Below are 24,270 nucleotides of genomic sequence, written 5' to 3'. Positions count from 1 at the left end.
TTTAGGGCTCTGACCCCGAATCTCCGACTCCGCGGCAGATTCGAAGTCTAGGCTTTCGGCGGCGCCTTGAAAAACTCGATCACCTCCGCCTGCACCCGCGTCCGCCGAAACGGCGGCAAACTCTGCCAGATGCGCCGCCCATACGGCTTGCTGATCACCCGCGGATCGCACAGCATCAGCACGCCCCGATCCTCGACGTCGCGGATCAGGCGCCCCGCGCCCTGCTTCAGGTTGATGATGGCTTCCGGCAAGGTGTGGTGAACAAACCCGTTCATGCCCTTCTTTTCCATCACTTCGATGCGCGCGGCCAGCACAGGATCGTCCGGCGGCGCGAACGGCAGCTTGTCGATGATGACGAGCGACAGCGCCTCGCCGCGCACGTCGACGCCTTCCCAGAAACTCTGGCTGCCGACCAGCACGGCATTGCCCGCGTTGCGGAACGAATCCAGCAATTCCGTGCGGCCCCGTTCGCCCTGCACGAACAGTGGGAAGTCGAGGCCGCGCGCGGCGAATTCCTCGCGCAGGCGTTCGGCGACGCGGTTGACGGCGCGGATTGTCGTGCACAGGAAGAAGCAGCGGCCGCCTGCGGCCTCGATCACGGGCAGCGCCATGTCGACGACCGCGTCCGTGTAGCCGAACGTGTTCGGTTCGGGCAGGCCGGTCGGCACGTACAGGATGCCCTGCTCCTGGTAGTTGAACGGGCTCGGCCAGCTCTGGGCCGGCTCGCCCGTCATGCCCAGCTGTGCGCTGAAATGCTTGAAGTCGTTTTTGACCGCCAGGGTCGCGGAAGTAAAAATCCAGCTGCGCGGCGTGCCGGCGCGCTGGCCGGCGAAGATCGGCGCAATCGACAGCGGCGTCTTGTGCAATTGCAGCGACGAGGAAAACGCCTCGACCCACAGCACGGCATCGTCGCCCTCGACTTCCTTGCCCTTCTTCGGCTCGGACTTCCACGCCTTGTACTGCTCCAGCAGCTCGACGGCGCGCACGCGGCACTGCTCGATCGTCTCGGCGCGCTCGGCCTGGGCTTCCAGCACGTCAATCAGGCCTTCCAGTTCTTCCTTCAGCTTGTCCAGCGCCGGGAAGAATTCCGAGCTGGGCGGGATCTGCGGCAGCGACAAGCGCGTGCTGCCTTCCGGGAACGTCAGGCGCAGGTCGCGCGCGGCCTTCTCGACGACGGTCACGACCTTCGCCCAGTCCACGCCGCCGCGCGCATGCGCGAGACCTTCGGCCAGCACGTCACGGCACAGTTCCAGCACCTGGCCCGTCGACACCGTCGTGCCGAAGAACAGCGTGGCCACTTCCGGCAACTGGTGCGCCTCGTCGAAGATGATCGTGTTGGCGGACGGCAGCAGTTCGGCCATGCCGCCTTCCTTCAGCGCCACGTCGGCGAAGAACAGATGGTGGTTGACGACGACGACATCGGCCTGCTGCGCCTCGCGGCGCGCCTTCATCACGAAACAGTCCTGGTAGTACTGGCACTCCTGGCCCACGCAGTTTTCGCGGGTGGACGTCACGAGATTCCACACGGACGCCGTTTCCGGGACCTTCGTCAGCTCGGCCTTGTCGCCCGACTGGCTCATCTTGATGAAACGAGAGATTTCGCGCAGATGGCCCACGTCGTCGCGCGACGTCAGGCGGCCGTTCGACAGCGTGCGTTCCAGGTGGTAGTGGCAGAGGTAGTTCGAACGGCCTTTCAGCAGCGCCACCGAGACCGGGGCGCGCAACGCGGCGCGCACGGTCGGGATGTCGCGCGAAAAAAGCTGGTCCTGCAGGTTCTTGGTGCCGGTCGAGATGATCGTCTTGCCGCCCCACAACAGCGCGGGAACGAGGTAGGCGAAGGTCTTGCCCGTGCCCGTGCCGGCCTCGGCGATCAGCGTGCCCTGCTCGCTGATCGCGTGCGCGATCGCCTTCGCCATCTCGGTCTGCGACTGGCGCGGCTTGAACGTGCCGACGGCGGGCGCGAGCGGGCCGCCGGCGCCGAAGATGCGGTCCACTTCGGCGTCGTACTTGCCGGCAGGTTCGGAAGGCGCGGGCGCGGCGTCGAGGTCGGCGTCGAGGTCGGACTCGGACAAAGGAAGGTGATCGGTCAAAATGAGACTGCTTAAAAAACGTGGGCTTATGCCGGAACGTCCGGCACCAACTGCATTTTCAGCAGTGTGATGTGGTCCTTCAACTGCAGCTTGCGTTTCTTCAGACGTCGCAACTGCAACTGGTCGGCGTGACCGTCGCGGGTCAGCATGTCGATGACAGCGTCGAGGTCGCGATGTTCCACGTCGAGTTCGATAATACGGCGGTGGATCTCCTGGACGTCGATCATGTTAGGCATTTCCGAACAGTTAAGCGTAAAGGGGTGGGAAGACGCATGCCCGCTGGCTCGGGGCGGCGCGCTATTCATTGTTACGGCTTGCAACTCCAGTGCAAACCGGTGCATAGTTTAAACTACACCGTCGTTGCCGCCAACAAAGTCCGGCATGGCGGCATCGGAAAGCCACGTTTATGACCTCATACAAGTTAGAAGCGGGAACCGCCCAGCATATCGGTAACCGCCCCCAGCAGAACGACCGGGTCGCGCTCATGACGGGCGCCCGCGCGCCCGGCTACGTCCTGGCCGTGCTGTCCGACGGCATTGCCGGCGCGGCCGGCGCGGAACAGGTCCTGCACACCGCCAGGCAGGTGTTCGACGAATTCAAGCCGGGCGACCACCCGTCCGTGGAGCGCCTGCAGCAATTGTTGAGTGACATCGTGCAGGAAACCCATCTGGTCATCAACATGAACGCCGTCACGACACAGGCCCATGCGCACGCCAGCTTCGTCGGCCTCGTCCTGACGCCGCATGGCGAGGCCGTCTGGGCCCACGTGGGCGATTCGCGCCTGTATTATTTTCACGACGGCAAGTGCCTGGGGCGCACGAGCGACGCGGCCTATGTCGAGCACCTCGTGTCGAGCGACCGCCTGCCGCCGGACGCCGCGAAGAACCACCGCAAGTCCAAGCTGTTGCTGAATGTGATGGGCAATAGCCGCAAGGAGCCATTCATTACGTTCGGCCAGCGCCTCGATCTCGCGGCGAACGACGTGTTCCTGCTGTGCTCGGACGGCCTGTGGCATTTCTTCACGGATGCCGAGCTGGGCACTGTGACCGCGAAGGCGAGTCCCCGTCAGGCGTCCGAGATGCTGATCAACAAGGCCGGCGAGCGCTCGCAGGGCAAGGGCGGGAACTGCAGCATGGCCATCGTGAAGCTGGTCAAGCCGGCCCAGGTTGCTTAGGGCCGGCGTCCCTCCGCCCTCCCGTAACGCTACTTCTTGGCGTCCTCGGCCTCTTTCGCGGCCTTCGCCGCCTTCTCCGCCTTGCGCTGCGCAACCTTGCGCTGGCGCTCTTCCGACTGGGCCTTGCGTTCCTCGTAGTCGCGCACGTTCTGCGCGCGCTTGCCGGCGTTCGCCGCTTCCTGCTGCTTCTGCGCGCGCAGGCGGGCGTCGCGCTCGGCCATGCGCTCGGGCGCGATCGCCTTGCGCTGCGCCGGTACCGGCGTCGGCTCCGCTGCGGGCTTCGGCGGTTCGGCCGCCATACGCGCCTCCTGTTCCTTGAAGCGGCGCTCCGCCTCGGCCAGGTTGCGGTCGCGCTCCTCGACGACCGCCCGGCGCTTGAAGTGTTCGGCCTGCACCTCGATCGCGCGCTGGGCGGCGAGCGCGCTGCGGCGGCGTTCCTTCGCCTCGTCGAGGCAGTTATTCACGAAAAACTTGTCGTAGCAGACGCGTTCCCGTTCCGCGAAGCGGGCCTCGATCGCGGCGCGCTCGCGCGCGACGGCGGCCAGTTGCTGGTCGGCCTGCGCGACGGACGTCACGGGCGGCGGCGGCACCTCGCGCGGCACCACGTCCTGGCTTGCGCACGCAGCCAGCAGCGCGGCGGACAGCGCCACGGCGAGCGCGCGCAAACGGGTACGGGAGTCTGTGACGAAGTCTGCTTTCATTCGGTTCCTTTGATCGTTCGGGCCAGCGATTCAGGCCAGTGAATCAGCCGCGCCGCGCCGCTCGGCGAGCATGTATTCACGCGACTGCATCTCAATGATACGCGACACCGTGCGATGGAACTCGTTCGACATCGCGCCCTCGGTGTACAGCAGCTCCGGCTCGACCTCGGCCGACATGATCAGCTTGACCTTGTGATCGTAGAACACGTCGATCAGCCACGTGAAGCGGCGCGCCTCCGACGACATCGCGGCCGACATGCGCGGCACGCCCGACAGGATCACGGTGTGGAACTGGCTCGCGAGTTCCAGGTAGTCGTTCTGCGAGCGCGGGCCGCCGCACAAGGTGGCGAAATCGAACCAGATCACGCCGCCCGCACGCCGCAGCGCACGCAGCTCGCGCTGTTCGATGTGCACGCGCGGATCCTCGTCGGCCGTGTCGGCGACTTTCGCATACGCCTCGCGCAAGGCGTGGTCGGAGGCCGCGCCCAGCGGCGTGTAATAGGCCTGCACCTGTTCCAGCGCGCGGTGGCGGTAATCGATGCCGGCGTCGACGTTCATGACGTCCAGCTTGTCCTTGATCAGCGCGATCGTGGGCAGCATGCGGTCGCGGTGCAGGCCGTCCGGGTACAGCTTGTCCGGATCGTAGTTCGACGTCATCACGAACGACACGCCATTGGCGAACAGCGCGGACAGCAGGTTGTACATGATCATCGCGTCGGCCACGTCGCTCACGTGGAATTCGTCGAAGCAGATCAGGCGGTATTTCTTCGAGATGCGCCTCGCGACCTCGATCAGCGGGTCTTCGACACCTTTCAGCTCGTCGAGCTGGCGGTGTACCGCGCGCATGAATTCGTGGAAGTGCAGGCGCGTCTTGCGCACGACCGGCACCACCGAGTAGAAGCTGTCCATGAGGAAGGACTTGCCGCGCCCCACGCCGCCCCACATGTAGACGCCCTGCGGGACGTCGGGACGGTTGATCAGGCGCTTGAACGCGGACGAGCGCTGCGACTTGTACGCGACCCAGTCGTCGTAGGCGGCCTGCAGGCGGTCGACGGCGCGCTGCTGCGCGGGATCGGACTTGAATCCGCGCTCGGTCAGCGCGTGCTGGTAGTACTCTTGGACGTTCATGAAAAGAGCCGCATAAAGATGGGGGTGGACAGCGACGCCATCCACCCCCAGTCGGGCCGAAGCCCGGGTCATACAGGTATTAGAAGTTCAGCGAACGCTTGTCGACGGCGAGCGCGGCTTCCTTGGTCGCTTCGGACAGCGACGGGTGGGCGTGGCAGATGCGGGCGATGTCTTCCGACGACGCGCGGAATTCCATCGCGACGACGGCTTCCGAGATCAGCTCCGACGCGACCGGGCCCACGATGTGGACGCCCAGGATTTCGTCGGTCGTCGCGTCGGCCAGGAATTTCACCATGCCCGACGTGTCGCCCAGCGCGCGCGCACGGCCGTTGGCCATGAACGGGAACGTGCCGGCTTTGTACGCGACGCCTTCCTTCTTGAGCTGCTGCTCGGTCTTGCCGACCCACGCGATTTCCGGCGAGGTGTAGATGACCCACGGGATCGTGTTGAAGTTGACGTGACCGTGCTGGCCGGCGATGCGCTCGGCAACGGCGACACCCTCTTCTTCCGCCTTGTGCGCCAGCATCGGGCCGCGCACGACGTCGCCCACGGCCCAGATGCCCGGGACGTTGGTGCGGCAGTCGTCGTCGACGGCCACGAAGCCGCGCTCGTCCAGCTGCACGCCGACGGTCTCGATGCCGAGGCCGTTGGTGTTCGGCACGCGGCCGATCGAGATGATCAGGCGGTCGAACGTTTCGCTCTTGGCGGCGCCCGCTGCGTCGGCGTAGTCCACGGTGACGTTGTTGTCGCCCTTGGTGACGCTGTTGATCTTCACGCCCAGCTGGATGTCCAGGCCCTGCTTGGTGAACAGCTTGTGCGCTTCCTTGGCGATCTGTTCGTCGACCGCGCCCAGGAACGTCGGCAGGCCTTCCAGCACGGTGACCTTGGCACCCAGGCGGCGCCACACGGAACCCATCTCCAGGCCGATCACGCCGGCGCCGATGACGCCCAGCTTGGCCGGGACGGCGTCGACGGTCAGCGCGCCGGTGTTCGACAGGATGACTTTCTCGTCGAACGCCGCGCCCGGCAGTTCGCGGGCATTCGAACCGGTCGCGATGATCACGTTCTTCGCGCTGATCGAATCGGTGGTCGGGCCCGACACGTTGACGGTGAAGCCGCCTTCGGCCTTGCCGGCGAACGTGCCGCGGCCATGGAAGAAGGTGACCTTGTTCTTCTTGAACAGGTAGACGATGCCGTCGTTGTTGGCCTTGACGACGCCCTCTTTGCGCTTGAGCATCTGGCCCAGGTTCAGCGACAGACCGGCGACGTCGATGCCGTGCTCGGCGAACGCGTGGCCGGCGTGCTCGAAGTGTTCCGACGATTGCAGCAGCGCCTTCGACGGGATGCAGCCGACGTTGGTGCAGGTGCCGCCCAGTGCCGGGCCGCCCTTGGCGTTCTGCCATTCGTCGATGCAGGCGGTCTTGAAGCCCAGCTGCGCTGCGCGGATCGCGGCCACGTAGCCGCCAGGACCGCCGCCGATCACGACGACGTCGAATTGTTTTTCAGTGCTCATCTAACGTTTTCCTTTTTGTTCCCACGGCCGCATGAATACCGTCATTCCCGCGCAAGCGGGAATCCATGCAGGCCATACCGGAGTCGCACACATGGCGACTTCGCTGCACTCAGCATGGGTCCCCGCTTTCGCGGGGACGACGTGCAAAGGTGACGTGGGAGTTTCGTATTCGTTCTTCGCCCGAAGACTCACTCTTCCGGCACGAAAATCCACAACAACAGGTAAATCACGATCCCGAACCCGAACGTGATGGTGAACAGCGCGAACACGAGCCGCCATACCCACGCATCCACGCCCGACACTTTCGCCAGGCCGCCGCAGACACCGCCCAGCCAGCGGTCGGTGCGCGAGCGGCGCAAGGTGTTCAGCTCGGACGCGAACGTACCGTCGGCACCCGCGCTCTTGTTCAGGTTCACGGTCGACGAGGCGCCGGACAATACCTTCGCCTTCGCCTGTTCGAATTCGGCGTCGGTCAAAGCGCCGGCCTGGTGCAGTTCGTGCAAACGCTTGATTTCATCGGAGATCATGATCATTCCCTTCCATCAGACACACGCACGGGCGCACCAGGCGGGCGCGCCCCGGTTCGTGAATTACAGGTCGAGCAGCAGGCGGGCCGGATCTTCCAGCGCGTCCTTCATCGCGACCAGGCCCAGGACGGCTTCGCGGCCGTCGATGATGCGGTGGTCGTACGACATCGCCAGGTAGTTCATCGGGCGGATGACGATCTGGCCGTTCTCGACGACGGCGCGGTCCTTGGTCGCGTGCACGCCCAGGATCGCCGACTGCGGCGGGTTGATGATCGGGGTCGACAGCATCGAACCGAAGGTGCCGCCGTTCGAGATCGAGAACGTACCGCCGGTCAGGTCTTCCAAGGTCAGCTTGCCGTCCTTGGCTTTCTGGCCGAATTCGCCGATCTTCTTCTCGATCTCGGCGATCGACATCTGGTCGGCGTTGCGCAGGATCGGGACGACCAGGCCGCGCGGCGAACCGACGGCGATACCGATGTCGAAGTAGCCGTGGTAGATGATGTCGTTACCGTCGACCGACGCGTTCAGGATCGGGTACTTCTTCAGCGCGGCGACGGCGGCCTTGACGAAGAAGGACATGAAGCCCAGCTTGACGCCGTGCTCTTTCTCGAACTTGTCCTTGTACTTGGCGCGCATTTCCATGACCGGTGCCATGTTGACTTCGTTGAACGTCGTCAGGATGGCGTTGGTCGACTGCGATTGCAGCAGGCGCTCGGCGATACGGGCGCGCAGGCGGCTCATCGGCACGCGCTCTTCCGGACGGTCGCCCAGGTTGACGCTTGGCGCGGCCACTTGCGGCAGGGCTGCCTTCGGTGCGGCTTGCTGCAGCGGAGCAGGTGCGGCGACTGCCGGCTTGTTCGCCACGGCAGCCAAAGCGTCGCCCTTGGTCACGCGGCCGTCACGGCCGGTGCCGGTCGCGTCGGCGGCCGTCATGTTGTTGTCTGCCAGGATCTTGGCGGCGGCCGGCATCGCGACGTCGCCCTTGGCGCCCGTCGATGCGCCTGCAGCCGGGGCGGCAGGAGCGGCTTCGGCGGCGGCGGCCGGGGCGGCGGTCACCTGCAGCGGGCTCACGCCGGCCGAGGCTTCGGTGTCGATGATGGCGATGACTTCACCCGAAACGACGGTACCGCCGTCGTTCTTGATGATTTGCACGATCACGCCGGCAGCCGGTGCCGGCAGTTCCAGGACCACCTTGTCGGTCTCGATGTCGATCAGGTTCTCGTCGCGCGAGACGGCTTCGCCGACTTTCTTGTGCCACGACAGCAGGGTCGCTTCGGCGACCGATTCCGACAATTGGGGGACCTTGACTTCGATTTGTGCCATTTAGAAAACTCCGTTTTTGTATTCTGTGCAAAAAACCCCGCGCCACGGGCGCGGGGTCAATGAGCGCTGCTTATTTGGTCAGGACAAAACCCTTCAGCTTCGAGAACGCGGTGTCCAGCAGTTCCTTCTGCTGCGCCACGTGCTTGTCGGTGTAGCCGACGGCAGGCGACGCGGAAGCCGGACGGCCGGCGTATGCCAGGCGCTGGCCTGCTTCCATGCTTTCGAACACGTTGTGCTGGATCTGGAACCACGGGCCCTGGTTCTGCGGCTCGTCCTGCGTCCACACCACTTCGGTGGCGTTCGGGAACTTCTTCAGTTCGGCCTGGAACGCCTTGTGCGGGAACGGGTACAGCTGCTCGATGCGGAGGATGGCCGTGTCCGTCGTGCCGCGGGTCTTGCGTGCGTTGACCAGGTCGTAGTACACCTTGCCCGAGCAGACGATCACGCGCTTGACCTTGTTGGCGTCGATCTTGTCGTCCAGTTCGCCGATGACGGTCTGGAAGCCGCCCTTGGCCAGGTCGGTCAGCGGCGAGCCGGCGTCCTTGTTACGCAGCAGCGACTTCGGCGTGAAGATGACGAGCGGCTTGCGGAACTGGCGCACCATCTGGCGGCGCAGCAGGTGGAAGATCTGCGCGGCCGTGGTCGGCTGAACGACTTGCATATTGTGGTCGGCGGACAGCTGCAGGAAGCGCTCGATACGGGCCGACGAGTGCTCCGGACCCTGGCCTTCGTAGCCGTGCGGCAGCATCATGACGAGACCCGACGCGCGGCCCCACTTCACTTCGCCCGACGCGATGAACTGGTCGATCACGACCTGCGCACCGTTCACGAAGTCGCCGAACTGGCCTTCCCAGATCGTCAGCGTGTTCGGCTCGGCGGTCGAATAGCCGTATTCGAAGCCCAGCACCGCTTCTTCCGACAGCACGGAGTCGATGACGGTGAAGTTGGCCTGGTTGTCCGACACGTTCGCCAGCGGCAGGTAGATACCCTGGTCCCAGCGCTCGCGGTTCTGGTCGTGCAGCACGGCGTGACGGTGCACGAACGTGCCGCGGCCGGCGTCCTGGCCCGACAGGCGGACGGCGTAGCCCGAGGCCAGCAGCGACGCGTAGGCCAGGTGTTCGCCCATGCCCCAGTCGAGGTTCTGCTCGCCCTGGCCCATCTTGGCGCGGTCGGCCAGCACTTTCTCGACGAGCGAGTGCAGCTTGAAGTTTTCCGGCACGGTCGTGATGCGCTGGGCCAGGCGTTTCAGCTCGGTCAGCGGCACGGCGGTGTCGGCGGCGTCCGTCCACTTCTTGTTCAGGAACGGCGCCCAGTCGACGGCGTACTTGTTCTTGAAGTCGGTCAGGACCGGGTCGACGGTGTGCTTGCCGGCGTCCATCGCGGCGCGGTACGCGGCCACGAGCTGGTCGCCGCCGTCGGCGGCGATGGTGCCCTGCGCGGCCAGCTTGTCCGCGTACAGCTTGCGGGTGCCCGGGTGCTTGGCGATCTTCTTGTACATCAGCGGCTGGGTCAGGGCCGGGGTATCCTGCTCGTTGTGGCCCAGCTTGCGGTAGCAGATCACGTCGACGACGATGTCTTTATGGAACTCGGTGCGGTAGTCCATCGCCAGCTGCGAGGCCAGCACGACGGCTTCCGGATCGTCCGCGTTCACGTGCAGCACCGGCGCCTCGATCATCTTGACGACGTCGGTGCAGTACAGCGTCGAGCGCGCGTCGCGCGGGTCGGACGTGGTGAAGCCGATCTGGTTGTTGATGACGATGTGGACCGTGCCGCCCGTGCCGTAGCCTCGGGTCTGCGCCAGGTTCAGCGTTTCCATCACGACACCCTGGCCTGCGAACGCGGCGTCGCCGTGCACGAGGATCGGCAGGACTTCCTTGCCGAGGCGGTCGCCGCGGCGCTCCATGCGCGCCTTGACGGAACCTTCGACGACCGGGTTGACGATTTCCAGGTGCGACGGGTTGAACGCCAGCGACAGGTGGACCGGGCCGCCCGGGGTCGAGATGTCGCTCGAGAAGCCCTGGTGGTATTTGACGTCGCCGGCCGGCAGGTCGTCGGCGTGCTTGCCTTCGAATTCCTCGAACAGGTCGGACGGGGCCTTGCCCAGCGTGTTGACCAGCACGTTCAGGCGGCCGCGGTGGGCCATGCCGATGACGATTTCCTGCACGCCGTGCTCGCCGGCGCGGCGGATCACTTCGTCCATCGAGGCGATGAACGATTCGCCGCCTTCCAGCGAGAAGCGCTTGGCGCCGACGTACTTGGTGTGGAGGTAGCGCTCCAGGCCTTCGGCCGCGGTCAGGCGCTCGAGGATGTGTTTTTTCTTTTCAGCGGTGAAGGTCGGGGTCGAACGGATCGACTCGAGCTTCTCCTGCAGCCAGCGCTTCTCGGTCGGATCGCTGACGTACATGAATTCTGCGCCGATGGAACGGCAGTAGGTGTCGCGCAACATGTTCAGCAGGTCGCGCAGCGATGCGTCTTCCTGGCCGAAATAGGTGTTGCTGATGTTGAACTTGGTGTCCAGGTCGGCTTCGGTGAAGCCGTAGAAGGCCGGATCCAGTTCCGGGATCGGCGGACGCTCCTGGCGCTGCAGCGGGTCCAGGTTGGCCCAGCGCGAGCCGAGGTAGCGGTAAGCGGCGATCAACTGGGTCACGGCGACGCGCTTGCGGCCGAGTTCAGCGTCCGGCGATGCGGTCACGGTGCGGATCGGGCCCTGCTTGGCGCGTTCGGCGAACGAAGCGATCACGGACGAGTGATCCACGTCCGGCTTGGCGGTACCGTCGACGGCGGGCATATGCTGCATCGCGTCGAAATAGGCGCGCCAGTTGTCGGGGACGGAGCCCGGATTGTTCAGGTACGCTTCGTACAACTCTTCCACGTACGGCGCATTACCGCCGAACAGGTACGAGTTGGCGTTATATTGTTGCATCATTCTTGCTCACCTTTCTTCGCGTTTCGCGATTTTAGGGCGGGTTAATCTAACCTTCCGCGACACGGCCTGACCGGTTAGCGGATCGCACTTACTTCATATCAAGTTGTGGGGGAAGGACTCTAAAGGCAAATCAATGCAGCCGACCTGCCCATTGGCGCACGACATTGTAACGCAAGGATTCGGCCGCCGCTGACCCCGCACCGACATTTTATTCATTCCGATATTACTTTTTTCCACGTTGTCAACTCAATCATGAACCAGCGGTTGACCACCTAAATGATAATCGTTATCATTTGCGTATGCTCCCGACCGGCTCCACATCCCCCACCTCCACCGCGCCGCCCGCCGCGCGCCGTGCCACATTCCTCCGCCAGTTGCATCAATGGCACTGGATCAGTTCCGCCCTGTGCCTGATGGCCATGCTGTTGTTCGCCATCACGGGTTTTACCTTGAACCACGCGTCCCAGATCGAAGCGAAGCCGGCCGTCACGCGCCAGAAGGCCGTCCTGCCCCCGGCGCTGCGCACCCGGATCGAGGAATTCGCCGCCGGCCACGTGGATGCGAATGTCCCGCTGCCGGCCCCGCTGGCCGACTGGGCCGAGCAGACGTTCCCCGTGCAGGTGCGCGGCGTGCGCGCCGAATGGAGCGAGGAAGATGCCTACGTGGCCCTGCCCCGCCCCGGCGGCGACGCCTGGCTGCGCATCGGCGTGGACGGCAATGCCGAATACGAAACGACGGACCGCGGCTGGATCTCGTGGCTGAACGACATGCACAAGGGCCGCAACGCCGGTCCCGTGTGGGGCTGGTTCATCGACATCTTCGCCATCGCCTGCGTCGTTTTCTGCGTCACCGGTTTCCTGATCCTGAAATACCACGCGGCCAACCGGCCGTCGACGTGGCCCGTGATCGGCCTCGGCATCGTGCTGCCGATCGTGCTGGCCCTGCTGTTCGTTCACTGATTTATCTACCGACCCGAAAGCCCACATGAAACTGTCCCACTCGCTCGCCCTGACCCTGCCGCTCGCCTCGAGCTGGGCGATGGCCGCCGACCTCACCGTCAAGTTCGAACTGCCGCAGCTGAACGTGGCGGAGTATCACAAGCCCTACGTCGCGATCTGGATCGAGCGCGCGGACCAGAGCGTCGCCAACACGCTGGCCGTGCTGTACGACGTCAAGAAGCGCGACAACGCGGGCACCAAGTGGGTCAAGGACCTGCGCACGTGGTGGAGAAAAGCGGGCCGCGACGTCACCCTGCCGATGGACGGCGTGAGCGGCGCCACCCGTACGGCCGGCGTGCAGACCTTGACCTTCCCGGCCGCCCGCGCCGGCCTGGACAAGCTGCCGGCGGGCGACTACAAGCTCGTGATCGAAGCCGCGCGCGAAGCGGGCGGCCGCGAACTCGTGCGCGTGCCGTTCCACTGGGAGCCGAAATCGAACGTGGCCGCCGCCTTCGCCGGCAAGGAAGAACTGGGCGCCGTGTCGCTCAGCATCAAGTAAGGAGACCCGCATGCACATCAAGCAGATCGCCATCGCCCTCGCCCTGGCCGGCATCGCCTGCGTCGCGCAGGCGCACCGTCCGTGGATGATCCCGAACACGAGCCTCATCGAATCCGACCGCGGCGAAGCGTGGGCGACCATCGACGCCGCCATCTCGGAAGGCCTGTTCGAGACGGACTTCATGCCGCAGAAGCTGGACGGGCTCACGGTCACCGACCCGGACGGCAACACGGCCCCGGCGCCGGCCGCGACGCTGGGCAAGCACCGCTCCACCGTCGACATCCGCCTGCCGAAGGACGGCACCTACCGCGTCACCCTGGCCGCCGTGAACGTGATGGGCGCCTATAAACTGAACGGCGAGACGAAACGCTTCCGCGCCACCGAGCAGACCGTGAAGGATGAAATCCCGGCCGGCGCCACGGAAGTGCGCAGCATGACGATGGTGCAGCGCCAGGACACGTTCGTCACCCTGAACAAGCCGACGGCGGGCGCGCTGAAGCCCACCGGCTCGGGCCTGGAACTGGTCGCGCTGACGAATCCGACCGAACTGCGCGCCGGCGAGAAAGCGAAGTTCCGCTTCCAGCTGGACGGCAAGCCGCTCGCGAATTTCCCGTTCAGCCTGATCCCGGGCGGCGTGAAATACCGCGGCACGCTGAACGAAGTGCGCCTCACCACGGACGCGAACGGCGACGCCAGCTTCACCCTGCCTGCGCCGAACATGTACTGGCTGAGCGCCGCGTATCCGGCCAACGCGCCGCGCGGCATGGACGGCCCGGCGAAGCGCTACAGCTACTCGGCCACGTTCGAGATCCTGCCGGAGTGACCTTGACCGAACGCGCCGTCCTCATTCCCCTCGACCTCGACCCGGCCGTGCCGCCGCCGGGCAGCCGGATCCACACGTTCGACGGCGCGAGCATGGGGACGACGTGGACGGCCAGCGTCGCCGCCAGCGACGTCGACGATCCGCGCCCGGCGCTGCAGGCCGAACTGGATGCGATCGTCGCCCAGATGAGCCACTGGGAACCCGACTCGCTGCTGTCGCGCTACAACCGCGCGCCGGCCGGCACGTGGGCCGACCTGCCCGCGCAATTCTTCGACGTGATCGACTACGCGCTGTGGGCGCACATGGCCAGCGGCGGCGCGTACGATCCGGCCGCGGGCGCCCTCGTGGACCTGTGGGGCTTCGGCGCCGCGCGGCGCTACGACCACACGGGGTTCTACGCGCCGACCGACGCCGCCATCGAGCGCGTCATGGAGCAACGCGCCGCGGCGCGCCTGTCGTTCGACCGCGACGGGCGCCGGCTGCTGCAGCCGGGCGGCCTGCGGCTCGACCTGTCCTCCATCGCGAAGGGCCATGCCGTCGACCGCCTCGCGCAATGCCTGGAGCGGCGCGGACTCCGCCACTACCTCGTCGAGGTGGGCGGCGAACTGCGCGGCGCGGGCGTCAAGCCGGACGGACATCCGTGGTGGGTGGAGATCGAAGGCGTGCCCGATAGCGCGGCGCCGCAGGCCGTCGTCGCGCTGCACGGCTTGTCCATTGCGACGTCCGGCGACTACCGCCAGTATTTCGAACACGATGCGCGCCGCGTGTCGCACACGCTGGACCCGCGCACGGGCCGGCCCGTCGCCAACGACGTCGCTTCCGTGACCGTGCTGGCGCCCACGTGCATGGAAGCCGACGCGCTGTCGACCGTCCTCGCCGTGCTCGGTCCGGACGACGGCGCCGCGTTCGCGGAGGCGCGCGCGCTGGCCGCACGGGTCCTCGTGCGGCGCGCGGGCACGCTGGACGAGATCGTGACGCCGGCGTGGAAGGCGCTGCTGCAATGACGACGGAACCGCTGCGCCTCGCGGGTGCGCTGGCCCTGTCCCTGGGCTGGCTCGGGCTGGCGTTCACCATGTGGCGCACCCACCGCAACAGTACCGCCCTGGACGTCAAGGGCGCGGACTGGCTCGTCGTCCACGCCAGCCAGACGGGCAGCGCGGAAGGGCTCGCGAAACGCAGCGCGGAGCTGCTGGCGACGGGCGGCCTGGCCGCACGCTCCGTGTGCATCTCCGCGCTCGACCGCGACCGCCTCGCATCCGCCACGCGCGTGCTGTTCATCGCCAGCACGTACGGCGAAGGCGATGCGCCCGACACGGCGGCGCAGTTCGCGGGCCGGTTGATGGCGGCCGGTCTCGACCTGTCCCACCTGCACTACGCCGTGCTCGCGCTGGGCGACCGGAACTACGCGAATTACTGCGGCTTCGGCCGCGCGCTGGACGCCTGGCTCGCGCTGCAGGGCGCGACGCGCCTGTTCGACCGCATCGACGTCGACCGCGGCGATGCCAGGGCGCTGGCGGAATGGCAGCATCACGTGGGCCGCCTGGCGGGCACGGACGACGCACCGGACTGGGACGCGCCGGCGTACGGCAACTGGCGCATCGTCGCGCGCACGCTGGAAAATCCCGGCAGCGCAGGCGCACCGTTGTACCGCGTCGCGCTCGAACCCGTCGGCGGCGCGCTGCCGGAGTGGGAAGCGGGCGACCTCGCCCAAGTCAGCCCGCCGGCGGATCCCGAACACCCGCGCGAATACTCGATCGCCTCGCTGCCGATGGAAGGCCGGCTCGAACTGCTCGTGCGCCTGCAGCGGCGCGAAGATGGAAGTGCCGGCGCGGCGTCCGGGTGGCTGTGCGCTCAAGCCGCCGCGGCCGACCTCGTGCGCCTGCGCCTGCGCGCGCACGAGCGCTTCCGCCTCGGCGCGAATGCGCAGCGGCCCCTGGTCGCCATCGGCAACGGCAGCGGCCTGGCCGGCCTGCGCGGCCTGCTCAAGGCGCGCATCGCCGCGGGCCGGATGGATAACTGGCTGCTGTTCGGCGAGCGCAACCAGATCCACGATTTCCTGCTGCGCGACGAGCTGCAGGCATGGAGAGACGGCGGCCGACTGGCGCACCTCGACCTCGCATTCTCGCGCGACCAGGCCGAGCGCCGCTACGTGCAGGACGTGCTGCGCGACCGGGCCGACCGGCTGCGCGAGTGGGTGGAGCGCGGCTCCGCGATCTATGTCTGCGGCAGCCTGCAGGGCATGGCCGGCGGCGTGCACGAGGCCTTGCAAGCCATCCTCGGCGCGCCGCGATTGGAACAGCTTGCGGCCGACGGCCGCTACCGCAGGGACGTTTATTGACCGCCCGCCGCCACGGTCGTGGCGTCGATCTCCGATCCCCACGGATCGCGCAGCGCGACCGGCTTGCCGTCCGCGGCGAAATCCATGATCACGTCCCTGTCGCCCGCATAGCGCGGCCACGCGGCCAGCTTGCGGCCGTTCGGATCGCCCTTCTTCGCGAAGTTCACGAGGTAGGCGCTCATCGCGCGGCCCATCGCCACGTCCTTCTTCGTGACGGCATCGCCGTACTTGACGTCGACCGTGTCGAAGAAATACGGGATGTCGCTCGCGTGCTGCGCGCCCGTCCTGCCGATGCTGTCGGCCACGTACGAGAAGCGGTATGCGTACACGGGCACGCCCTGGGCGGCGAGGCGGCCGGCGAGGCTGCGCGCGCCCGCGACCATGAAGCCCGTCTTGCCGCCGATGTCGGCACTCGTCGCGCCGATCATCACGGGGACTTTGGCAAAGCGGCCGGACGCGAACGCGGCGCCCGTCTCGACGGCCACCTTGCCGTCCGCGAACGGCCCCGCGTACGTCGCCGGATTCTGCGGCGCGCGGTTGGCCAGGTTCATGCCGTCGACGACCTGCTCGGCCGGCAGCGCGCGCAGTTTATCGAGTGCCTGCGGATCGTCCGCCGCGATGCCCTTGGCCGTCGCGAAATTCACGCCGATCTGCTCCACGCTTGCCAGCCCCGGATCGGCCGACTTGCCGTCGCCGCCGGACAGCACGACCGCCTTCGCGAACAGGCCCTGCGCCTGCGGTGACGTCAGCAACGCGTTGACGGACATGCCGCCGGCCGATTCGCCGATGATCGTCACGTTGGACGCATCGCCGCCGAACGCCGCCACGTTACGCTTGACCCACTGCAGCGCGGCCAGCTGGTCCATGTACCCGTAATTCCCAAGCGGTTCGTCCTTTGCATGCTGCGTCAACTGGGGATGCGCGAAAAAGCCGAAGCGCCCCAGCCGGTAATTGAAACTGACCAGCACGACACCCTGCTTCGCCAGCGCGGCGCCGGAATACGTCGGCGGCGACGACCCGCCGTTGACGAAGCCGCCGCCATAGATCCACACGACCACGGGCAGCTGCGCGGACGCTTTCGCCTTCGCGGGACGCCACACGTTCACGTACAGGCAATCCTCGGCCGGCGGCGTGCCGAGCGGCGCGGCGTCGCTGGGGAAAGGCAGCTGCATGCAGTCATGGCCGTATGCCGTCGCCGCGCGCACGCCGGACCAGGCAGCCGCCGGTTGCGGCGCGCGCCAGCGCAGCTCACCGACCGGCGGCGCGGCAAACGGGACGCCCTTCCAGCTGGCCACGCCCTTGTCGACGGCGCCCTGGACCTTGCCGGTGTCCGTGGTCACGACGGGACCGCTGGCGGCATGCGCGGCGGAGGCGATGGTAGTTAGCGCTAACACTAGCAGGGATGGCAGGGTCGGACGTGGCATGGTGTCTCCTTGTTGTGGGTATGGAATGCATTCCGATGCTAATGACCGTATGGCAACCCGTCAATGGAAACCTCGCCTTGTGCCGTAAGTACTCAGCAACAAATAATCGAAATCATCAAAATTCTCTCGCATTCTCACGAGAAAAATGATTAAATCGCCAAATAGATTTCCACACGGAAATATTATGAACATCATGACGCCACCACGAGAAGCCATGCATATGATCGCCCCTGCCCCGGTCACCTCCCGGGATGACCTTGCCCACGCCGCGCTGGATGCCATCAACCGCGCCCAGGCCGTGATCGAATTCGGTCTCGACGGCCGCATCCTGCACGCCAACCAGAACTTCCTCGACGCGCTCGGCTATGAGCTGCACGAAGTCGTCGGGCAGCCGCATGCGATGTTCTGCGAACCGGAGTACGTGCGTTCGCAGGCGTACCGCGATTTCTGGAAGCACCTGGCCGCGGGCGAATACCACGCGGGCGAGTTCAAACGCGTGGCCCGCGACGGCAGCCCGGTGTGGATCCACGCCACGTACAATCCGATCTTCGATGCGGACGGCAAGCCCGCGAAGGTCGTCAAGTTCGCCACCGACATCACGGCGGCCAAGCTGCGCAACATCGACTTCGAGGGCAAGATGGCCGCGATCGACCGCACCCAGGCCGTCATCGAATTCGATTTGCAGGGCAATGTGCTGCACGCGAACGCCAACTTCCTCGCCGTGACGGGCTATACGCTCGACGAGGTGCGCGGCCGCCACCACCGCATGTTCTGCCTGCCGGAGCACGCGCGCTCGGCCGGGTACCTCGCATTCTGGGAGCGGCTCGGGCGCGGCCAGGCCGACAGCGGCGAGTACCGGCGCGTGACGAAGGACGGCCGCACCGTGTGGATCCTCGCCGCGTACAACCCGATCCTCGACGCGGACGGAAGGCCGGTCAAGATCGTCAAGTTCGCCACCGACATCACGGCGCGCAAGGCGCTCGCCGCCGAGAGCCGCGGCAAGCTGGACGCCATCGGCCGCTCGCAGGCCGTGATCGAGTTCGACCTGCACGGCAACGTGCTGGCCGCGAACGACAACTTCCTGCGCACGATGGGCTATCTCGCGGACGAAGTGGTCGGCCGCCATCACAGCATGTTCTGCGACGAGGCGCTCATCCAGAGCGCCGCGTACCGCAACTTCTGGTCCGACCTGGCGCGCGGGCAGTTCCAGTCCGGCCGCTTCCGCCGCCGCGGCAGGCACGGCGCCGATATCTGGATCCAGGCCACGTACAACCCGATCCTCGACGCCGACGGCAAGCCCTATAAAGTCATCAAGTTCGCGATGGACGTGACGGAGCAGGTGCATCGCGAGGAGCAGCTCGGCGCCAAGATCAAGGCGATGTCCGCCGTGCTGGCCGACCTGTCGCAATCGATCGCCTCCATCGCCCAGGGTTCGCAGCAGTCGGCCGGCCTGGCGGTGCAGACGCGCGACCAGGCGGCCGAAGGCAGCACGCTGCTGGCGCGCTCGAAGGATGCGATTCTCGCGATCCAGAAATCCTCCGACGACGTGCACGAGATCATCGACACGATCAGCGACATCGCCAGCCAGACGCACCTCCTCGCGTTCAACGCGGCGATCGAGGCGGCGCGCGCGGGGGAGCACGGCACCGGCTTTTCCGTCGTCGCCAACGAGGTGCGCAAGCTGGCCGAGAAATCCGCGCTGGCGGCGCGCGAGATCGCGAAGCTGATCAACGAGACGGCCGCCCGCGTGGGCGAAGGCACGCGCCTCGCCGGCGACGTGGAAGACGCATTTGGCCGTATCGTGCGCTCGGTCGCGGCGACGAGCGAATCGATTGCCCGCATCCACGCGTCGACGAGCGCGCAGGCCAACGCGACGCGCGACGCGTCCGCGCTGCTGGCCGAGCTGGAACGCGTGGCCACGGAGCACTGACATGCGCCTGGCAGAAGTGCGCATCGACGCCGTGGACGTGGGCATCGCGGCGGACGCCGTCGTGCAGGCATTGCCGCAGCCGGACGCATTGGCCGCCCCGCCCCGCCGCGCGGGCGCGCTGGCCGGCGTCGTGGAACACGGCGGCGTGCTGGTGCCCGTCGTCGACCTCGCGCGCTGGGTCGAGACGGGCGAACGGCAGGACGGGCGCATCCTGATCCTGCGCGACGGCGGACGCCTGCTGGGGCTGCGCGTGTCGGCCGTCGGCGGGCTGGTCGACGTGGCATCCGATGCGGTGACGCGGCTGCATCACGACGACGATGCGGACGAGGTGTTCCACAGCGTGGCGCGCTCGCCGGAGACGGGACGTGTCCTGAACGTGCTGGACGTCGGCCGGCTCGCCGCGCTGGCCTGCGCGTGGCACGGCGGCGCGGCAATGGCGTCCGGGTCGCCTCCGCCACCGGCTCCGCACGACAGGCGCACGTATGCCGTGCTCGATGCGGGCGCGCTGCGCCTGGGCGTGCCGGCCGGCGCGCTCGCCGAAGTGATCGCGATGCCGTCACGCGCGGCGATCGGCGACGGCGCGTGGTGCACGTGGCGCGGCCGGCACCTGGCCATCGTGCCGCCGGCCGCGGTCGATCCCGCCCTCGGGGACGTCGGCGCGGGCCTGCTCGCCGTGCTGGAACACGACGGCCTCGCCCTCGGCGTGCCCGTGCGCGCGACCCTGCGCCTGGCGGATTTCGTTCCGGCCGCGACGGTCTACGACGACGATGGCGCCGAGGTCCGGCTGGTCGACGTGGCGGCGCTGTTCGCACGCCGTCCCGAGGCGGATCTGTCGCGGTCCGCGCACGCCGCCGCCCCGGCGCAGGCGCGTGCCGGCAAGCCGAACGACGCCGCGTACGTCGTGTTCGACGCGGACGGCCTCGCCGCCACGCCGCTCGGCGCGCTGGAACGCGTGCTGCCGCTGGTCGACACGCCCGGCGCGACAATGCGCTGGGGTGACCAGGCCATTGCCGTCGTCGACCTGCGCCGTCCGAACCACGTGCCGGCCGAGGAAGGCCAGGTGCTGGTCGTGCGCGCGGGCGAGCGCCGCGTGGCGTGCGTGGTCGCGCGCGTGCACGTGATGATCCCGGCCGGCGGCGGGCAGTTGTACCGCCTCGGTGCCGGCGCGTTCATCATGACGGACGATGGCCGCGAACGGGCGAGCTACCGCATCGTCGACCTGACGACGTATTGCTAACACAAGTGTCAGTTGCGCCAGCGGGAGGCCGATGCCAGCATCGCTGTCCCACCCTCTCGCTGGAGTCACCATGACCGGACGCGCGCTCGCCACCCTGCTCTTTTCCGCCCTGCTTGCCACCACCGCCACCGCGGCGGACGAAGGCTGGCGCACCGGCTGGTCGTCCGCGCCCGACTCCGCGGGACCGGCGCTGCCCGCGCAGACCCTGCGCCAGGTCGTGCGCACGACCACGAAAGGCACCCGCATGCGCATCCGCCTGTCGAACCTGTTCGGCACGCAGCCGCTGAACGTGGGCGCGGCGCACGTGGGACTGTCCGCGGGCGGCGCGCGCGTGGCCGTAGGCAGCGATCGCCCGCTGCTGTTCGGCGGCCGGCCGGCGGTCACGATCGCGGCGGGTTCGAGCGCGCTGTCGGATCCCGTCGACCTCGCCGTGGCCGCGCTGCAGCCGCTCGCGGTCAGCCTGTACCTGCCGGCGCCGGTGCCCGTATCGACGGTCCACGGCTTCGTGCTGCGGCCGACGTACCTGAAGGCGGCCGGCGACGTCACCGGTGCCGCCGACTTCCCCTCGGCAGCCACGGACGACAACCTTTATTTGCTCAGCGACGTGGAGGTCCTCGGACCGGACACTGGCCGCACGCTGGCCGTCATCGGCGACTCGATCGCGGACGGCGTCGGCGCCGAGGAGGCGGGCTGGCCGGACGCGCTGGCCGCCCGCCTGCAGGCCGAGCCGGCGCTGGCTACCATCGGCATCGCGAACGAGGGCATCGCCGGCAACCGCATCCTGAACGATGCGTCGACACCGTACGTCGGCCCCAGCGTGCTGGCCCGCTTCGACCGCGACACCCTCGACAAACCCGGCGTGCGTTGGGTGCTGCTGCACGAAGGCGTCAACGACATCACGGCCGCGCGCCTGCTGGCTGCGCCGGCCGACCGGGTCACGGTCGGGCAGATCGAGGCCGGCATGCGCAAGCTGGCCGGGCGGGCCCGCGCGCGCGGCGTGAAAATCTGGGCCGGCACCCTGCTGCCGTTCGCCGGCACGAAGGACTTCTGGTCGGCAGACGCGGAGCGCGACCGCCTGGCGCTGAACGCGTGGATCCGCACGGCCGGCGTATTCGATGCCGTCGTCGATTTCGACGCCGCCCTGCGCGACCCGGAACAACCCTCCCGCCTGAATCCCGCCTACGACAGCGGCGACCACCTGCATCCGAACGACGCCGGCTACCGCGTGATGGCGCAGCAGGTCGACCTGCGCCTGCTCCATCCCTGACCCGTGTTCTCCACACAACGGAAATAGAACGGTCGTACGAAATAGTGTATGCTTCGGCTCCCGCCGCCCCCGGCCCTTCCGGTCCGGGGGGCGGGCTACGAATCGATACTTGGAGTGAGACCGATGAACCAGAAACACCTGACCCTGCTCGTCGCCCTGGCCCTGGGCGCGTCGCTCGACGCGACCGCTTCCGGCTACCGCTTCGGCTCCCAGAGCGTGTCCGCCCAGGGCACGGCGGAAGCCAACGGCGCCGAAGCCGCCGATGCATCCACCATCTTCGCCAACCCGGCCGGCCTGTCGCGCCTGGAAGGCCGCCAGATCGTCGGCGGCGTCACCGCCGTCGTCCCGCATTCGACGTTCCAGGATGCCGGCTCGACCCGCTTCACGAAGACCTCGACCGGCGGCGTGAAATCGCAGGACGACTACGCGCCGAGCGTCGTGGCCGCGCCGACGCTGTACTACAGCCAGAAAATTGACAGCCAGTGGACCGCCGGCGTCGGCGTGTTCGTCCCGTACGGCACCAAGCTGGATTACGACGACAACTGGTCGGGCCGCTACTCGCTCACCAACATCAAGCTGGAGTCCATCAACATCAACCCGTCGGTGGCCTTCAGGCTCTCCGAGCAGCACAGCTTCGGCTTCGGCATCTCCGTCGAACACATGAAGGCGAGCCTGCGCCAGGGCGTGGACGTGCCGGGCTCGATCGCCGCCGCGCAGGCCGCCGGCAGCGGCGCCGCGCTGGTGCGCCAGATCGCTTCCCTGGGCGGCAACCCGGCCGCACTCGCGACCGCGGGCGACGCGCACGCGGGCGTGGACGGCAAGGACTGGGGCTATGGCTTCAACGTGGGCTATCTGTACTCGCCGACGCCGGATACCCGTTTCGGCATCGCCTACCGCTCGTCGATCAAGCATGAACTGAAAGGCGGCGCGGTGTGGGACTTCTCGACGGTGACGAGCGACACCGTGGTCAACAAGGTGCTGCAGGGCGCCTCGCACCACGTGAATTCCGCCGCGCGCGTGGACGTCAGCACGCCGGAGACGCTGTCGCTGAACGCCTTCCACCAGTTCGATGCGAAATGGGCCGGCATGGCCGACGTGACGTGGACGCGCAACTCGCGCATGCAGGACATCAACATCCAGTTCGTCGGCACCAACGAAGGCGACCTCGTGATCCGCCAGCAATGGAAGAACACCGTGCGCGTGGCGCTGGGCGCGAACTATGCGCTGAACGACGCCGTGACCCTGCGCGGCGGCATCGCCCACGACGACGCCCCGGTCCGCGGCGACACGCTGCGCCACGCGGCCCTGCCGGACGCCGACCGCCTGCAACTGTCGTTCGGCGCGAACTGGAAGCTGACTCCGGCCTCGTCGCTGGACCTGGCCTACAGCTGGCTGCACTTCAACGACGCGAGCGGCAACTACACGAACAATTGCAATCCCGTGATGACGGGCTGCACCGGCAACGGCGAGACGACGCGCGGCACGTGGAAGACCCGCATGCAGTTGCTTGGCCTGGCGTACAACTACAAGTTCTGACCACCCGTCATTCCCGCGCACGCGGGAATCCATGCTGAGTGACTTCGGTGCTTTATTATGGGTTCCCGCCTGCGCGGGAACGACGTGTTTAGAGTGTCGACGAATCGAACCCGACCCGCACCGCACCCCACACCCCACACCCCACACCCCGAACGTCATCCCCGCGCAGGCGGGGATCCAGGTTCTGCGTGCGCAGCGATGGCGCGTGCAAATTGGGTTCCCGCCTGCGCGGGAATGACGGGATTCCAGAGTGTCGACGAATCGAACCCGACCCGCACCGCACCCCACACCCCACACCCCGAACGTCATCCCCGCGCAGGCGGGGATCCAGGTTCTGCATGCGCAGCGATAGCGCCTGCAAATTGGGTTCCCGCCTGCGCGGGAACGACGGGATTCCAGAGTGTCGACGAATCGAACCCGACCCGCACCGCACCCCACACCCCGAACGTCATCCCCGCGCAGGCGGGGATCCGGGTTCTGCGTGCGCAGCGATAGCGCGTACAAATTGGGTTCCCGCCTGCGCGGGAACGACGGGATTCCAGAGTTCGACGAATCGAACGCGACCCGCACCGCACCCCACACCCCAAACGTCATCCCCGCGCAGGCGGGGATCCAGGTTCTGCATGTGCAGCGATAGCGCGTGCAAATTGGGTTCCCGCCTGCGCGGGAACGACGGGATTCCAGAGTGTCGACGAATCGAACCCGACCCGCACCGCACCCCACACCCAAACGTCATCCCCGCGCAGGCGGGGATCCAGGTTCTGCATGTGCAGCGATAGCGCGTGCAAATTGGGTTCCCGCCTGCGCGGGAACGACGGGATTCCAGAGTTTCGACG

19 protein-coding genes are annotated in these 24,270 nt (G+C 67.2%); 10 read left to right on the top strand and 9 right to left on the bottom strand.

What is annotated here, in order from left to right:
• Nucleotides 1-47: 47 nt before the first annotated feature.
• Together ACEN9H_RS06535 and ACEN9H_RS06530 are read right to left on the bottom strand one after the other, a co-directional pair.
• The gene (locus ACEN9H_RS06535) at nt 48-2,090 is read right to left on the bottom strand and encodes an ATP-dependent DNA helicase (RefSeq protein WP_413674170.1); all 2,043 of its coding nucleotides are present in this window, start codon (nt 2,088-2,090) and stop codon (nt 48-50) included.
• A 26-nt stretch (nt 2,091-2,116) separates the two neighbouring features.
• On the bottom strand, nt 2,117-2,317 hold the full coding sequence (locus tag ACEN9H_RS06530; RefSeq protein ID WP_056132203.1) for a YdcH family protein: 201 nt from the start codon (nt 2,315-2,317) through the stop codon (nt 2,117-2,119).
• A gap of 179 nt (nt 2,318-2,496) precedes the next feature.
• Here ACEN9H_RS06530 and ACEN9H_RS06525 point away from each other — a divergent pair, with 179 nt between their 5' ends.
• Nucleotides 2,497-3,264 carry a PP2C family protein-serine/threonine phosphatase gene (locus tag ACEN9H_RS06525; RefSeq protein ID WP_413674169.1) on the top strand — a complete coding sequence of 256 codons (768 nt, stop codon included), beginning with the start codon at nt 2,497-2,499 and terminating at the stop codon, nt 3,262-3,264.
• Between the two features lie 29 nt (nt 3,265-3,293).
• Here the strand turns inward: ACEN9H_RS06525 and ACEN9H_RS06520 are convergent, their stop codons facing one another.
• The 6 genes from ACEN9H_RS06520 to ACEN9H_RS06495 all read right to left on the bottom strand — a co-directional run bounded on the left by ACEN9H_RS06520 (nt 3,294) and on the right by ACEN9H_RS06495 (nt 11,382).
• On the bottom strand, nt 3,294-3,965 hold the full coding sequence (locus tag ACEN9H_RS06520; RefSeq protein WP_413674168.1) for a hypothetical protein: 672 nt from the start codon (nt 3,963-3,965) through the stop codon (nt 3,294-3,296).
• Nucleotides 3,966-3,995: 30 nt separating this feature from the next.
• Nucleotides 3,996-5,093 (bottom strand): cell division protein ZapE, encoded by a 1,098-nt coding sequence (gene zapE / locus ACEN9H_RS06515; protein WP_413674167.1) that lies wholly within the window; start codon nt 5,091-5,093, stop codon nt 3,996-3,998.
• A 79-nt stretch (nt 5,094-5,172) separates the two neighbouring features.
• On the bottom strand, nt 5,173-6,606 hold the full coding sequence (gene lpdA, locus ACEN9H_RS06510; protein ID WP_413674166.1) for a dihydrolipoyl dehydrogenase: 1,434 nt from the start codon (nt 6,604-6,606) through the stop codon (nt 5,173-5,175).
• A gap of 188 nt (nt 6,607-6,794) precedes the next feature.
• Nucleotides 6,795-7,136 (bottom strand): PspC domain-containing protein, encoded by a 342-nt coding sequence (locus tag ACEN9H_RS06505; protein ID WP_413675561.1) that lies wholly within the window; start codon nt 7,134-7,136, stop codon nt 6,795-6,797.
• Between the two features lie 60 nt (nt 7,137-7,196).
• Nucleotides 7,197-8,456: a 2-oxoglutarate dehydrogenase complex dihydrolipoyllysine-residue succinyltransferase gene (gene odhB, locus ACEN9H_RS06500; protein WP_413674165.1), complete on the bottom strand. Its 1,260-nt coding sequence runs from the start codon at nt 8,454-8,456 to the stop codon at nt 7,197-7,199.
• Nucleotides 8,457-8,526: 70 nt separating this feature from the next.
• Nucleotides 8,527-11,382, bottom strand: a complete 2,856-nt coding sequence (locus tag ACEN9H_RS06495; RefSeq protein WP_056132186.1) for a 2-oxoglutarate dehydrogenase E1 component — start codon at nt 11,380-11,382, stop codon at nt 8,527-8,529.
• Nucleotides 11,383-11,681: 299 nt separating this feature from the next.
• Between ACEN9H_RS06495 and ACEN9H_RS06490 the strand changes: the two genes are divergently transcribed.
• The 5 genes from ACEN9H_RS06490 to ACEN9H_RS06470 are packed head-to-tail and all read left to right on the top strand — an operon-like array spanning nt 11,682 to nt 16,040.
• Nucleotides 11,682-12,341 carry a PepSY-associated TM helix domain-containing protein gene (locus tag ACEN9H_RS06490; RefSeq protein WP_413674164.1) on the top strand — a complete coding sequence of 220 codons (660 nt, stop codon included), beginning with the start codon at nt 11,682-11,684 and terminating at the stop codon, nt 12,339-12,341.
• A gap of 25 nt (nt 12,342-12,366) precedes the next feature.
• Nucleotides 12,367-12,879 (top strand): DUF2271 domain-containing protein, encoded by a 513-nt coding sequence (locus tag ACEN9H_RS06485; protein ID WP_056132177.1) that lies wholly within the window; start codon nt 12,367-12,369, stop codon nt 12,877-12,879.
• Between the two features lie 10 nt (nt 12,880-12,889).
• Nucleotides 12,890-13,702, top strand: a complete 813-nt coding sequence (locus tag ACEN9H_RS06480; protein WP_413674163.1) for a DUF4198 domain-containing protein — start codon at nt 12,890-12,892, stop codon at nt 13,700-13,702.
• Between the two features lie 2 nt (nt 13,703-13,704).
• Nucleotides 13,705-14,706 carry an FAD:protein FMN transferase gene (locus tag ACEN9H_RS06475; RefSeq protein ID WP_413674162.1) on the top strand — a complete coding sequence of 334 codons (1,002 nt, stop codon included), beginning with the start codon at nt 13,705-13,707 and terminating at the stop codon, nt 14,704-14,706.
• Entirely contained in the window at nt 14,703-16,040 is a 1,338-nt protein-coding gene (locus ACEN9H_RS06470) for a sulfite reductase subunit alpha (protein WP_413674161.1), read from the top strand. The genes ACEN9H_RS06475 and ACEN9H_RS06470 overlap by 4 nt, the downstream gene beginning before the upstream one ends.
• Here ACEN9H_RS06470 and ACEN9H_RS06465 read toward each other — a convergent pair.
• Nucleotides 16,034-17,464, bottom strand: a complete 1,431-nt coding sequence (locus ACEN9H_RS06465) for a carboxylesterase/lipase family protein (protein WP_413674160.1) — start codon at nt 17,462-17,464, stop codon at nt 16,034-16,036. The genes ACEN9H_RS06470 and ACEN9H_RS06465 overlap by 7 nt on opposite strands.
• 214 nt (nt 17,465-17,678) lie before the next feature.
• Between ACEN9H_RS06465 and ACEN9H_RS06460 the strand changes: the two genes are divergently transcribed.
• From ACEN9H_RS06460 to ACEN9H_RS06445, 4 genes are all read left to right on the top strand, one after another.
• Nucleotides 17,679-19,394, top strand: coding sequence for a PAS domain S-box protein (locus ACEN9H_RS06460; protein WP_413674159.1), 1,716 nt, complete (start codon nt 17,679-17,681; stop codon nt 19,392-19,394).
• A 1-nt stretch (nt 19,395) separates the two neighbouring features.
• Nucleotides 19,396-20,631, top strand: a complete 1,236-nt coding sequence (locus ACEN9H_RS06455) for a chemotaxis protein CheW (RefSeq protein ID WP_413674158.1) — start codon at nt 19,396-19,398, stop codon at nt 20,629-20,631.
• Between the two features lie 70 nt (nt 20,632-20,701).
• On the top strand, nt 20,702-21,898 hold the full coding sequence (locus ACEN9H_RS06450; protein ID WP_413674157.1) for an SGNH/GDSL hydrolase family protein: 1,197 nt from the start codon (nt 20,702-20,704) through the stop codon (nt 21,896-21,898).
• Between the two features lie 123 nt (nt 21,899-22,021).
• Nucleotides 22,022-23,434: an OmpP1/FadL family transporter gene (locus ACEN9H_RS06445; protein WP_413674156.1), complete on the top strand. Its 1,413-nt coding sequence runs from the start codon at nt 22,022-22,024 to the stop codon at nt 23,432-23,434.
• The last annotated feature ends 836 nt before the right edge of the window (nt 23,435-24,270 follow it).

The organism is Massilia cellulosiltytica (assembly GCF_047325105.1).
Classification (GTDB): Bacteria; Pseudomonadota; Gammaproteobacteria; order Burkholderiales; family Burkholderiaceae_D; genus Telluria; species Telluria orientalis.
This window is presented reverse-complemented; position numbering and strand designations above follow the sequence as displayed.